At 27.2% G+C, this 12,797-nt stretch carries 11 protein-coding genes; 4 read left to right on the top strand and 7 right to left on the bottom strand.

Going from position 1 to position 12,797, the window contains the following annotated elements:
* Positions 1-4 precede the first annotated feature (4 nt).
* The gene (locus tag HMPREF2782_RS00395) at positions 5-652 is read right to left on the bottom strand and encodes a YigZ family protein (RefSeq protein WP_070640228.1); all 648 of its coding nucleotides are present in this window, start codon (positions 650-652) and stop codon (positions 5-7) included.
* Positions 627-1,862, bottom strand: coding sequence for a GTPase HflX (hflX, locus tag HMPREF2782_RS00390; protein ID WP_070639974.1), 1,236 nt, complete (start codon positions 1,860-1,862; stop codon positions 627-629). The genes HMPREF2782_RS00395 and hflX overlap by 26 nt, the downstream gene beginning before the upstream one ends.
* Positions 1,863-2,045: 183 nt before the next feature.
* On the opposite strand from hflX, the gene HMPREF2782_RS00385 reads away from it, so the two are divergent.
* The gene (locus tag HMPREF2782_RS00385; RefSeq protein ID WP_070639973.1) at positions 2,046-4,925 is read left to right on the top strand and encodes a penicillin-binding protein 1A; all 2,880 of its coding nucleotides are present in this window, start codon (positions 2,046-2,048) and stop codon (positions 4,923-4,925) included.
* Positions 4,926-4,968: 43 nt separating this feature from the next.
* On the opposite strand, the gene HMPREF2782_RS00380 is transcribed toward HMPREF2782_RS00385, so the two are convergent.
* From HMPREF2782_RS00380 to HMPREF2782_RS00370, 3 genes are all read right to left on the bottom strand, one after another.
* Positions 4,969-5,475: an AAA family ATPase gene (locus HMPREF2782_RS00380; protein ID WP_019117461.1), complete on the bottom strand. Its 507-nt coding sequence runs from the start codon at positions 5,473-5,475 to the stop codon at positions 4,969-4,971.
* 51 nt (positions 5,476-5,526) lie between these two features.
* Positions 5,527-6,390, bottom strand: coding sequence for a thymidylate synthase (thyA, locus tag HMPREF2782_RS00375; protein ID WP_004839072.1), 864 nt, complete (start codon positions 6,388-6,390; stop codon positions 5,527-5,529).
* A gap of 103 nt (positions 6,391-6,493) precedes the next feature.
* Positions 6,494-6,736, bottom strand: coding sequence for a GlsB/YeaQ/YmgE family stress response membrane protein (locus HMPREF2782_RS00370; protein ID WP_019117459.1), 243 nt, complete (start codon positions 6,734-6,736; stop codon positions 6,494-6,496).
* Positions 6,737-6,908: 172 nt separating this feature from the next.
* Between HMPREF2782_RS00370 and HMPREF2782_RS00365 the strand changes: the two genes are divergently transcribed.
* The 3 genes from HMPREF2782_RS00365 to HMPREF2782_RS00355 all read left to right on the top strand — a co-directional run bounded on the left by HMPREF2782_RS00365 (position 6,909) and on the right by HMPREF2782_RS00355 (position 10,382).
* Positions 6,909-7,622 (top strand): response regulator transcription factor, encoded by a 714-nt coding sequence (locus HMPREF2782_RS00365; protein WP_004839074.1) that lies wholly within the window; start codon positions 6,909-6,911, stop codon positions 7,620-7,622.
* Entirely contained in the window at positions 7,603-8,919 is a 1,317-nt protein-coding gene (locus HMPREF2782_RS00360) for a sensor histidine kinase (protein WP_070639969.1), read from the top strand. The genes HMPREF2782_RS00365 and HMPREF2782_RS00360 overlap by 20 nt, the downstream gene beginning before the upstream one ends.
* 65 nt (positions 8,920-8,984) lie before the next feature.
* Positions 8,985-10,382 carry a S41 family peptidase gene (locus HMPREF2782_RS00355; protein WP_070639966.1) on the top strand — a complete coding sequence of 466 codons (1,398 nt, stop codon included), beginning with the start codon at positions 8,985-8,987 and terminating at the stop codon, positions 10,380-10,382.
* 124 nt (positions 10,383-10,506) lie between these two features.
* On the opposite strand, the gene HMPREF2782_RS00350 is transcribed toward HMPREF2782_RS00355, so the two are convergent.
* Positions 10,507-11,580, bottom strand: coding sequence for a hypothetical protein (locus HMPREF2782_RS00350; protein ID WP_070639963.1), 1,074 nt, complete (start codon positions 11,578-11,580; stop codon positions 10,507-10,509).
* 189 nt (positions 11,581-11,769) lie between these two features.
* On the bottom strand, positions 11,770-12,696 hold the full coding sequence (locus tag HMPREF2782_RS00345; protein ID WP_070639960.1) for a hypothetical protein: 927 nt from the start codon (positions 12,694-12,696) through the stop codon (positions 11,770-11,772).
* Between the last annotated feature and the right edge of the window lie 101 nt (positions 12,697-12,797).

Here is a 12,797-nt window from a genome sequence, read left to right as displayed (position 1 = left end):
ATTTTTAATCTTCGTATAACATTATTTCATCAATTTTTTCTATTTTTATATTTGATGAAGTCATATCAATAAGTTTTTTTTCAAATTTTTCAATATCTTCCTTTTTAATATATAAATTTATTCTAACATTTTCAAGAAAGTCCTTTTCTATAATAATATATTTTTCTTCATTTAGGAAGTTTTCTATTATTCCTAGTAAATTATAATCGAAAATTATTTTACTTTCTACAAAAATTTTTCTACAAGTAATATTTCCATCAAGACAATCTGAAACTCCTCTTGTGTAGGCTCTTACTAGACCGCCTTTTCCAAGTTTTTTGCCACCAAAATACCTAGTTACAATTGCAACTACATTAAAAAGATTTTCTTTTTCCAAAACTGAAAGCATGGGAAGACCTGCTGAGCCTTGTGGCTCTCCATCATCAGAATATCTTTTTATTTCTGGTTTTTCATTTATTATATAAGCATGGCAATTGTGGTTGGCATCCTTGTATTTTTCTTTGATTTTTTCAATAAAAGAAAGGGCTTCTTTTTCACTTTCCACATACTTCATATTTGTGATAAAAATTGATTTTTCTATTTCAAATTCATCTTTAATTTCGCCCTTAATGGTTTTATAATTTTCGCTAATTTTTCTCGATATATCTTTCATATTTATTGTAGTCTTTCTTTGAAATATCAAACTCTAATATTGATGAACTCTCATCATAATCTTTATTGTCAATGTCGTAATTTGTCATTATATAATCTAAAATTTTCCCATCTTCGTATGGTATTTTCATTTTTACTTTTATATAATCATCTTTTATTACATCAACAATTTTTTCTTTCAATTTTATAATATCATCTTGATTTTTTGCTGATATATAAATTTTTTCTTCTTTTCTCTTATATCCTAAAAGAAGAGTATTATTTTCTATTTTGTCTATTTTATTAAAAACATAAAGAATTTTTTTATTTCCAACGTCAATATCATCCAAAGCCTTATCTATTGTTTTCAACTGAGTTTCAATATCGTATGATGAATCTATTACAACTAAAAGCATATCTGAAAATTTTATTTCTTCAAGAGTTGTAAGAAAAGAATCATTTAATTCTTTTGACAAATTATCAATAAATCCTACCGTATCAGTTAAGGTAACCTTGGTATTTGAAAAATCTAGTCTTCTTGTTGATGTATCCAAAGTTGCAAACAACAAATCATCAGAATATACATATTTTTCTTTGCCAAAAATTTTTAGCATATTATTTAATATTGTAGATTTTCCTGCGTTGGTGTAGCCCAAAAGTGAAATATTTAAAATTTTATCTCTTGATTTTCTATTTACACTTTTTGTTTTTTCCAAATCTTTTAGTTTTTCTTCAAGACTTCTTATATCACGAACTATAGCTCTCTTATCCGTTTCAAGCATTGTTTCGCCCGGTCCTCTTGTTCCAATTCCACCTGATTGACGAGAAAGATAAGCAAACCATTTGTTAATTCTTGGCAACTGATATTTTAATTGAGCAAGTTTAATTTTTAATTTTGCTTCTTTTGTATTTGCTCTTTGGGCAAAAATATCCAAAATTAAAGTTGTCCAATCAACGACGTGAAGTTTCATTTTCTCTTCAAGATTTCTAAGCTGAGATGCCGAAAGCTCCACATCAAAAACTACAGTTTTTACATCTAATTTTTTTGCTATATCTTCAATTTCAGAAACTTTTCCAGAACCTATGTAGTAGGCAGGATTAACTTTTGAAATTACTTGACTAATTTTTGCAACAGATTTTCCGCCAGCTGTGTTAATTAATGATTCAAGCTCAAATTCTTTATTTGGATTTTCATTTTTTTCAAAAACATTTACTTGTATAACTTCTTGCATAAACTTCCTTTCTATTAAGATTATACAATTTATTGAATCAAATTAAAGAATCTAAAAATAATCTCCAATATTTATTTGAATAAAATAGATTAAATTTTTAAAAAATGATAAAATAATAGTAAGTTTAAATTTATGATTAATTTGAAATAAAAAAAAATGAAGACTTTAAGCAAGGAGGTCAAAATGAATAAAAAAATTTCCTCTATAGTTTTAAAAGTTTTACTTATAGCGTTTTTTGCCTTAGGCATATTGGCAACTATATTTGCAGGATTAGTTGGCGGAGGAATAATTGAGGTTATGAAAAAATCTCCAAAGGTTAATCCCGATAATATAAAATATGAAATGAGTGAAAATTCAACTATAGTTGATAAAGATGGAAATGAAATTGATTCTATTAGGACTAGCGAAAATAGGGAAATTGTTGATTACGATAAAATTCCCGAAAATATGAAAAATGCTTTTGTAGCAGTTGAAGACAGAAGATTTTACAAACATGGTGGAATTGATCCAATGTCAATAATCGGTTCTGCTTTTCAAAATTTAAAAAGCGGATCAATAGTAAGAGGCGGATCAACTCTAACTCAACAGCTTGCAAGAAATACTTATCTTTCAAACGATCAAACTTATGAAAGAAAAATTAAGGAAATATTTCTTGCCCTAGAAATCGAAAAAAATTTAAACAAAGATGAAATACTCGAAGCTTATATGAATAGAGTTTTTCTAGGACAAAATGTTTATGGAGTTCAAGCTGCAGCTCAAACATATTTTTCAAAAGACGTAGGAGAATTAACACTTGCCGAATGTGCAGCTATTGCAGGAATCGTTCAATCCCCTACAGAGTTTGCTTTATTTAAATCAATCCCAACATCTGAAGTTACAAACCAAAGAGTTTTAGGAGAATTTTCAATAGATGGGCAAAAATATTCAGCAATTTATAATCCAAAACCATTTGAAAGACAAAAAGATGTTCTTTTAAAAATGAAAGAAGAAGGATATATTTCTCAAAAAGAATATCAACAAGCTTTAAACGAAGATGTAGCTAGCAATATTAAGCCACCGAAAGACAAACAACCATTAATGGCTTCTTATTTTAATACACTTTTAGAAAAACAAGTAGTAGAAAAACTACAAGAACTTTATGATATTGATGAAAAACAAGCTTATAACAAGTTGTATTATGGTGGTTTAAAAATTACAACTACTATAGATACAAAAATGCAAAAACAACTTGAAAATATTTATGATGATTTTTCAGAATATATAATGGGAAACACTCAAGGCTGGTATAATGCACCATTACTTTCTCTACTATATGATAATTTTGGAAATATTATTAACGATCAAGGGGAAGTTTTATACTATGCAAAATCAAATGTGATTAATGATAACAATGATTTTACTTTGTCAGCTGATGAAGCCTACTTTGATGAAAATGAAAATTTCATAATAAATTCAAACAAAGTTCGCCTAGACCAAACTAATATAATTTTGAAAAAATTTTATACATTAGATGACAAAAATTCAAATCTAAGAACTCATAAAACGGGCTTAATACAATTAACTTCAAATGAAAATGTCAAAAAAGGAAATGATGGCTCAATTATAATTACATCAAAATATTTAAAATCACACAAAGATTTAATTACAAAAAACGAATCAGGATCTTATTCTCTTAATAAATCTTATTATGATATTGATCTTGAAGGAGTTATTCAACCACAATCATCTACTGTTGTAATTGACCATAAAAATGGAGAAGTAAAAGCTGTTGTTGGTGGACGTGATCAAAAAGGTCTTAAAACACTAAATAGAGCCATAGATCAGCCAAGACAACCTGGCTCCTCAATTAAACCTCTAGCTACCTATACCCCAGCTTTAGACAACGGATATAATTTGGCAACTGGGATTGATGATGTTCCATTTATGAGAAATGAACAAGGAGAAATTTGGCCAGAAAACGTATATAAATATTACAAAGGTATTGTAACTTTAAGAGATTCTTTGGTATATTCAATTAATACTAACGCAGTTAGAACCCTTAAAGATATAGGGATAGATAAATCAAAAGAATATCTCGAAAACTTTGGTTTAATAAAAAAAGATAAAAAAGATAATTTTATTACTAAAGAAGAAGATAGTGCTCATAACGATGAAAATTTAGCAGCACTAGGACTTGGAGCAATGACAAGAGGTCTATCAGTTTTAGATATGACTGCAGCATACGCAGCTCTTGCAAATGGCGGAGAATATATTGAGCCTCTTACTTTTTCTAAAATTGAAGATAATAGAAATAAAGTAATTTTTGATTCAAATAAAGTTAATAAAAATAAAGTTACTAGTCCAGAAACCGCTTATCAAATAACATCTGCTTTACAATCTACTGGAGAAAGTTACCAGACTATCTACTTAGATGGTACAGATTATGCTACCAAAACTGGTACTAGTGATGATAGTGTTGATTTTTGGTGTGTAGGATATAGTCCTTATTATACAGTTGGAGTTTGGATGGGGTCTGACGATCAAAATTTATCTTTAAATGGCTATTCATATAATAGAGCAGCTAGTATGTGGAATATAGTTAATAGAAATCTTTTAGAAGAATATGAAACTGCAAAATTCGAAGAGCCAGAAGGAATAATCCATGCAAAAGTTGATACAATAAGCGGAAAACTTCCAACTTATGCATCTTATTCAGATCCTAGAGGCACTGTCAAAGATGAAATATTTACAAAAGACAATCTTCCAAAAGATGAAGATGATATGCACGTTTGGATCACAGTTGATAAAAGAAACAATTTACTTGCAACAAATAAAACCCCTAAATCCTTACAAGCAACTAGAGCCTTTGTTGATAGAAAAAAATCTTATGACCCTAACAAATGGGATGGAATAATACCAGAAGATTGGAAATATAATATTCCTTATATGTATTCTCCTTTAGGAGCTGAAAAGCCAAAATCAGACGACAATTCTAATGAAAAGGATAAAAAAGATAAGGATGAAAAATCTAAAGATAATAAAGAAAATAAAAATAATAAAAACAATACAAATAATGGTCAATAGTATAAAAATAATTTACATTAAAAAAGAGCTTTAAGCTCTTTTTTTATGCAATAGATTGTAAAAACAAATCTTTTTTATTGTCATTGTCTATTATTACAATCTTTTTTTCTAATTTTAACTTATTTAATTTTTCTAGGATTTTATCTCTTTCGTTTTTATCAAAATTTAATAGCCAAGAGATATAATCTTTATTTAATTTTTCGGTCCTATCTAGGCTTGGATCGTCTTCATTATTTTTTTCTGTTAGTGATCTTTTTACTGATCTTTTTAAATTTGTTACTGGTGGAAAATCTAAAAAAATAATCGTATCACTAGCTTTTAATCTTAAATCCAAAGTGTCTGGATAGTAGCCGTCAAAAATAAATGATTTTTTGTTTTCTATTATATTTTTTTGAATTTTTAAAAATTCCTCATCGCTAATGTGGTCTTTATCGTTTATCCACCATATTTTATTTAAGTAAAAAACTTCTATATTAAGCTTTTCTCCTAGCTGTTTGGCAAGAGTTGATTTTCCAGAACCTCCTGATCCAATTATAGTTATTTTTTCCATAATTCCTCCATACCGATTGACTATACTTAAAAAATATTTCTTTGCAACAAGCTACAAAGCAATATCTATGTCGTATTTTGTTTGGTCTGGATAATAGTCTATTAATTTAAAATCATCTATTGTAAAATCTTTAAATTCCTTTATGTCTGGGTTTATTTCAAGCCTTGGTTTGCTTTTTTCGTCAACTTTTATTTCTAATATTTTTTTAACGCTTGGTATGTGTTTTTTGTAAATGTGGTAATTTTGAATAAAGTGAACAAAATCTCCTGCCTTATATCCTGTAACTTGGGCAACCATTCTTAATAAAACATAATATTGGAAAGCATTTATTCCTCCTGGAGCTGCAGCTGCCAAAAAATCTCCGCTTCTTTGTACCAAAGTAAGGTTTAAATATTCCCCGCTTACTGTCCACATTGTCAAAAATGCACATGGTATCAAAGTCATATCTGCCATATCGTCTACATCAATCAAATTCATAATTAATCTTCTGTTTAGAGGATTATTTTTTATTTGGTCAATTAATCGTTCGATTTGATTTGTCATCTGTCCTGTTTCTGGCGATTTGAATTTTTTATTTATTTGATAGCCATAGGCTGTTCCTAGATTGCCATCTTCATTTTTCCATGAATCCCAATAATTTACTTTGTATTTTTCTTTTAATAGATTTACATCGTTTGACCTATCTTGATAAATCCACAAGATTTCTTTTATGGCTGATTTCCAAGCAATTTTTCTTAAACTTATTAGAGGCAATTCTCCTTTCTCATATCTTACGACTTGTTGGGGCAAATATTTTGTGTAGGCACTTTCTCCATCATCCCAAACAGGTCTTACCTCTTTGTTTAATTCTTCTTCGTCATAGCCTTTTTCTAAAATTTCTTTTGCGATTTTTATATATTTTTCATTTACATCCATATTTATATTATAGCAAACCCTCATAATATTTGATAGCTATTTAAAATATTTAAATTTTTTTACAAAAAAAGACTGGATAAACCAGCCTAAAAACATAATAAATTTATTTTTTCTTTGTTATTAAATTATAAATATAAATTAAAATTACAGAACCTAGGATTCCTGAAATTAAACTTCCTACAAATCCTGATACGCTTATGTTTACCATTCCAAGTATCCAAGAACCGATTGCTCCTCCTATAACTCCTACTACTATATTTGCTATAGCTCCCATTTGAGCATCTGTTTTCATTATCATACTTGCAATCCATCCGCACAATGCGCCTATTATAATTGAACTAATCATATTTCTCTCCTTCATATATTTTTAAAATTTTGTAATTATCTTACATATTATTTATACCCAGCTTATTTAAAATCTATCATTTTTTTTAATTTTTCACATAATATAAACTAATTAATAGGATATATTAATTTTAACAATTTTAATAAGGTATAATAAAACAGAGGTGAAACAGATGAATGATATAAATATTTTAATTATTGAAGATGAACAAGGTATTTCAAAAATTATTAAATCTTATCTTGAAAAAGAAGGCTACAATGTCTTTCAAGCTTTTGATGGCAAGGAAGGTTTAGATTTTTTTGAAAATGAACAAATCGATTTGATCTTGCTTGATTTGATGATTCCAAAAATTTCTGGCGAAGATCTTATTAAAGAGATTAGAAACAAGTCTAATGTTCCTGTTATCATGGTTACTGCCAAAGTAAGTGAGGAAAATATTATAAATGGTTTAAAACTTGGCGCTGATGATTACGTTACTAAACCATTTTCTCCAAAGGAACTTATGCAAAGAATCAAAACTGTTCTTAGAAGAATTGAAAAATATAATATTCCAAGAGCTGACATTATAAAAACAACTGATGGCAGACTTGAAATGGATCTTGAATATAATAGATTTTTCAAAGATGGAGAGGAAATTTTCCTTACAAAAAATGAATTTCAAATAATTAAAACTCTTTTTTCAAATCCTAATAAGATTTTTACTAGAGAAGAAATTATAGAAATCACTTTTGGTTTTGACTATGACGCCTACGACAGAGCTATTGATACTCACATTAAAAATATCAGACAAAAAATTGAAGATAATCCAAAAAAACCTGACTATATAAAAACAATTTATGGTATGGGTTATAAATCTGGTGGTGTCGATGACGTCTCTTCGAAATAAAATTATTAGAAACTTTGTTGGAGGAATTTTTGCCTGCATCTTAGTTTTTTCTATTGCAATTTCTTATTTATTAAGTATCTACACAAAAAATTTCCTTGCAACGACTGAGGATAATATGCCTTTGAATATTAAAAAGCAATTTGAAAGTCTTTTGACTGATAATGATGTTTATACTATGAAAGAAAGACTTGGCAAATATTCTAAGGCTTTAAATATTGATATTGAAATTTTAAATAAAAACAACGAGCCAGTTATGAGTTTTAAGGGAAGAAATGACGATGAAAATCCTCTTACTACTACAAAAAGTTACGATATTATTAATCCTAATCTCAATGATTACAGGGGCCAATTAATTATAACTTATGACACTGGCGAAATGGCAGCTAATGAACTTTTAAATAATTTTAGAAATTCAATTATAATTGCCATTGTTATATCTCTTACAATCGGGATAATTATTGCTCTGTTGCTTTCTATAAATATAACTAATCCTATAAAGCAAATTTCTGATGCAACTTTAAAAATTAAAGATGGCGATTATGATATAAATTTAAAGGAAAGCAAAATTATTGAGCTTGAAAATTTACAAAATAATATAAGATACCTTTCAAGGAATTTAAAAAATCAAAAATATGTAAGAAAGCAATACGCCCAAGATATTTCTCATGAACTTAGAACTCCAATTACAAATCTACAACTTTATATAGAAGCGATAAAAGATGGAGTTATTGATGTTGATGAGCAAACTCTTTCGTCTTTGTTAGAGGAAACTCAAAGACTTGAAGGGCTTGTTGTAAATTTAAATAAATCTTTCAATGATAATTCTGAATATTTAAAAATAAATAAAAAAGAATTCGACTTATCTCAACACATCAAACTTATTCTTGATACTATAAAGCCAAGACTTACAAAACTTGATATTTCTTTGATTGAAGAAATAAAAGATGGAGTAATAATTTATTCTGATAAGGATAAGATAAGCCAAATAATACAAAATTTAATTTCAAATGCTATAAAGGCAATAAAAGAAGATGGCCTAATCAGAGTTAGCCTTTACGAAGATAAAAACAATATTTACATTGACATAAAGGATAATGGTGTTGGAATATCTGATGAGAAAAAAGAAGTTATTTTTGAGAGATTTTATAGAATTGATGATGCGAGAAATACAAAAACAAACGGACACGGTCTAGGTCTTTCAATTACAAAAAATTTCGTTGAAAGTCTTGGAGGAAAAATAAAATTAAAATCCAAGCTTGGAAAAGGCTCAACCTTTTCAGTTATTTTCCCAAAATAATTTTATATATTCCAAAAAATTTTGTATATAAATTATTTTTTGATATATTATAATACAGGTGAATTATGAAAAGTAAAAATAATAAAAGAAATAAAAAAGATCAGTCCGCATCAAGACATACGAAAAAAAAAGTAAGAAAAAAAGATATAAAAATTAAATCAAAAAATACAAATATTAATAAAAGATCAAAAAAAAGATTAAAGGAAAAAAAGAGAAAATATATGAGAAGAAGGCTTGCCCTTCTTCTTATCTTGATTTTTTTAATATTTTTTATTGTAAAAGCTATTTTTTCTTCAAAAAATAAATTCGAAACATATACATATCCAAAATTTAGAGATAAGGTAATGAATTCTGTACAAAAAGAAATTTTTATCGGAAATACTGAAGAAAGAACACTTACAAGTGCAGAAAAAATTGCAGATTTTGAAAAACTTACCTATTATGTAAGCAGAAATTATGCTATCGATAAGGAAAACAAAGAAAATTTTAAATCTTTAATGAATCAAACCGACGCTTACAAAAAAAGAATTAAAAATTCAAAATCAGACCAAGAATTTTTTGATGCAATCCAATCATATCTTTCAATCCTTGATGATAATAGAACAAATGTAATTGATATTAAAACTTATAGAAGTATATTTGGATATTACAAAGAAAATAAAGACTCTCCTAGGGGAAAAATTTTAGGAGATGCTCAAGTTGTAAATAGGTACAAAAGACTTCTTGGAAGAAAAGATGATTTAGAAAAAATAGAAATTAAGGAAAATAAAAATATTTTAGAGATAAATATGCCAAGTTTTAATTCAAATGATTTGGAAAAAGACAAAGAAAATTTGAAAAAAATATTGCAAAATAATCAAGAAATTCAAAATATTTTTATTAACTTATCAAACAACGAATCAATTGATGACAAATACGCAAACGAAATTCTTCCTTTGCTAATTCATAAGGATTATTCATACGAAAAAGTTGTTTTTTATAGGGGAAATTTATTAAAGCAAAGTCTATCCTACATGAAAAATAATAAGGATAAGGTCAACACTTACTCCTCATTTATGAAAAATCAGGCGATAAAATTTCCTGAAAAATCACAAGGCATAAATAAAAATGATTTTATGTATTATGATCAAATAAAAACTGAAATCAAAAAAGATCCAGATTTATCAAATAAGAAAATATATATATTGACAAATGATAATACAAAAAATGACGCCATTAGATTTGCAAATATTTTAAAAAACACTTCAGATGCTTATGTTGTAAAAAATGGATTTGAAGGAGATAAGTCCAAAAGCGATATAATTTATCACATGAGAACTGAAATTATAAAATTAGATCATTCCGGAATTTTAGTTTCCATTGATTGCGCAAAAAGTTTAGATGAAGATGATAAATATTTAAAATATAGCCAAATTATAAATGCAAATAATCCTTACAAGCAAGTTTTGTCTATGATAAAATAATAAATATTTAATTTTTTCCACCTGAGTAGTAGGTGGTTTTTTTCTATTTTATTATCGCTTAGCTAACTTAGATTTACAAAAAAATCCTAAAGGAAATTTCCTTTAGGATTTTTTGAATTTATCTTTAAAGATTATTTACGTATTGTTCTCCAATTTTTGCTGTATAAACTTCAATTGCAAGTCCAACAATTAAGAATAAAAATACAAAAACAGCTCCAGCTGATGCTTTATTTGTTGCAGATTCTGCTCCATCTTTTGCTTCTTTTACTGTTTTATCTACATCTTTTTTGGCTTTTTCTAAAGAATCTTTTGCATTTTCAATTTGTTTGCTAGCTTCTTTTGATGCCTTATCCATTCCATCATAAATATTATTTACAGCTTCTTCACTTTCCTTTTCAGAAAGATCTGAATTTTTGTAAACTTCTTCTTGGATTGTTTTTTTATCAACAGAATCAGTAATATTTTTAGCCTTTTTCTCTAAAGATTTTGCTAAATCATCAATTATTTGATCAGAATTTTCTGGATTTGTTACAAGTTCTTTTCCAGCTTCTGCAATTTCATCTTTTGAATCATCAAGTTGAGATTTTAAATATCCAGGTTGAAGTTCTTTAACATCAGTTTCTTTTAAAGCATCTTCTATATTTTTTTCAAGCTCTTTTGTATCAACTTCAGAAATTGAATCACCAACACTTGATAGAACATTTCCTGCCCCATCAGCTGCTGTACTTGCTACGCTTCCTGCAACATTTCCTGCAGTGTTTGCTACAGATTTTGCAGCAGAAGTTGCAAGTCCAAAAGCAGATGATAAAATGCTAGTTACCAAACCAAATAATAACATTATTGATAAAGCCCAGCTCATAAATCCATGAAGTAAAGATTGTCCTTTTGAAAAAGCTCCAGAAATAAATCCAGAAATTGCAAAAGAAATTATCAAAATAATTATTGTAGCAATTCCTACCCCAATTCCCATAGATTGAATTGGATTTTCATTATTTGGTGAAAAAATTCCAAGACCTAAAGCTCCAACAAGTAAACTTAATACTGTAAAAACAGCTGCAAATGAAATTGCACCAGCGATAATTGAACCCCATGAAATACTATTATCTCTAGAATAATCATCGTTGTATCTAGCTCTTCTGTGCTCTCTCATTTCGGAAGTTCTTTTCTTCCTATTATTTTCATTATAATTTTCAGTCATAATTCCTCCTTTAAAATTTTATAAAATATAAATAATTTATATATGAGGATTATACTGGAAATATTTTAAGAATCAATTTCAAATCTCATAATAATTAATTTTTCTAAAGGATTAGTAAATAAAATTAAAATTTTAGATTGTATTTTTGTAATTTTTATTTATTTATATATAAAAATTTAATATTTATTTTTATTTTTTATATTTGTATAAACTTTGAGCATCTTCAATTTCTCTTATCATATCTCTGCCCTTTAACATTTTTTTGATATTTTTTACATCCAAAATCAATACATCTGCTGCAATCAATTCGTTTTTTGATTCTTCTTGCAAAAAAGATGTATTTATTACAAGAACAGGTCTTACTCTTTCATTTTTTAATTTTTCAAAATTATCAGCAAGCTTTCTTGCAAATCCTTTATCAATATCTCTTTGAGATTTATAATTTCTAATCTCAATCGCGTATCTTCTTTCATTTTTCTTGGCATATAAATCAAATTTATTGCTTCTTTCAAAACCTTCTTGATAAGGCTCAACCCAATAAGAAGTATTTTTTAAGGCTTTTGAAATTAATTTTTGATTTGTCAAATCTTCATTTAACATTTTTAAGGCATTCAAAAGATTTTTTGGTTTTATTTTAAAAATCGCTGTAGTTTTCGCCTCATCTTTGCCAATTATTTTTTCATCAAAACCAACCATCAAATCTTCAACTATATTAAAAGAGCCGTGTGCTATTGCATTTCTAATATGTCTTAACAAGGATTCAGTTTTTGTTTCCCCATCAGATTGACTCAAAATTAATTTTTGAGAATTTGTGCAAATTCTTTTTTTATATTCAGATGCAATTTTTTCGTCAATTTCATTTGTAAACAAACAATCCTCATCTCTTAAATTCATATAAGTCATTATTTCTACAAAAGTATAATAATCATATTCCTTATTTGAAATCAATTCATTTGATTTTGATTGGATCGATGAAATATCTGGCACATACCACAGCAAATACGCAAGAGCAGCCCACATATCGCTTGATAATTTTATGGGAATTTCTTTATGTATTAGTGAATATTCTCTAGGATTTTTACAATTGTCTTTTTCAAATTTTTCTGTTAATTCCATTTTTACTTCCTTTTTTTATTTTCATTATAATTTTACCCATTAGAAAATTAAAATAAGAAGAATATAAAAAAACTCATATCAATAATATTATTGATATGAGT

Origin of the sequence: Anaerococcus sp. HMSC068A02 (assembly GCF_001811125.1) — a bacterium.
Lineage (GTDB): Bacteria > Bacillota > Clostridia > Tissierellales > Peptoniphilaceae > Anaerococcus > Anaerococcus vaginalis_C.
The sequence above is the reverse complement of the archived record's forward strand: the minus strand, read 5'-3'. Positions and strand labels throughout refer to the sequence as shown.

Excerpts from the sequence above, each read along its gene's own strand:
- HMPREF2782_RS00360 (WP_070639969.1), top strand. The coding sequence starts at position 7,603 with ATGACGTCTCTTCGAAATAAAATTATTAGAAACTTTGTTGGAGGAATT.
- HMPREF2782_RS00355 (WP_070639966.1), top strand. The coding sequence starts at position 8,985 with ATGAAAAGTAAAAATAATAAAAGAAATAAAAAAGATCAGTCCGCATCA.
- HMPREF2782_RS00345 (WP_070639960.1), bottom strand. The coding sequence starts at position 12,696 with ATGGAATTAACAGAAAAATTTGAAAAAGACAATTGTAAAAATCCTAGA.
- hflX (WP_070639974.1), bottom strand. The coding sequence starts at position 1,862 with ATGCAAGAAGTTATACAAGTAAATGTTTTTGAAAAAAATGAAAATCCA.
- HMPREF2782_RS00380 (WP_019117461.1), bottom strand. The coding sequence starts at position 5,475 with ATGGAAAAAATAACTATAATTGGATCAGGAGGTTCTGGAAAATCAACT.
- HMPREF2782_RS00395 (WP_070640228.1), bottom strand. The coding sequence starts at position 652 with ATGAAAGATATATCGAGAAAAATTAGCGAAAATTATAAAACCATTAAG.
- HMPREF2782_RS00385 (WP_070639973.1), top strand. The coding sequence starts at position 2,046 with ATGAATAAAAAAATTTCCTCTATAGTTTTAAAAGTTTTACTTATAGCG.
- HMPREF2782_RS00365 (WP_004839074.1), top strand. The coding sequence starts at position 6,909 with ATGAATGATATAAATATTTTAATTATTGAAGATGAACAAGGTATTTCA.
- HMPREF2782_RS00370 (WP_019117459.1), bottom strand. The coding sequence starts at position 6,736 with ATGATTAGTTCAATTATAATAGGCGCATTGTGCGGATGGATTGCAAGT.
- HMPREF2782_RS00350 (WP_070639963.1), bottom strand. The coding sequence starts at position 11,580 with ATGACTGAAAATTATAATGAAAATAATAGGAAGAAAAGAACTTCCGAA.
- thyA (WP_004839072.1), bottom strand. The coding sequence starts at position 6,390 with ATGGATGTAAATGAAAAATATATAAAAATCGCAAAAGAAATTTTAGAA.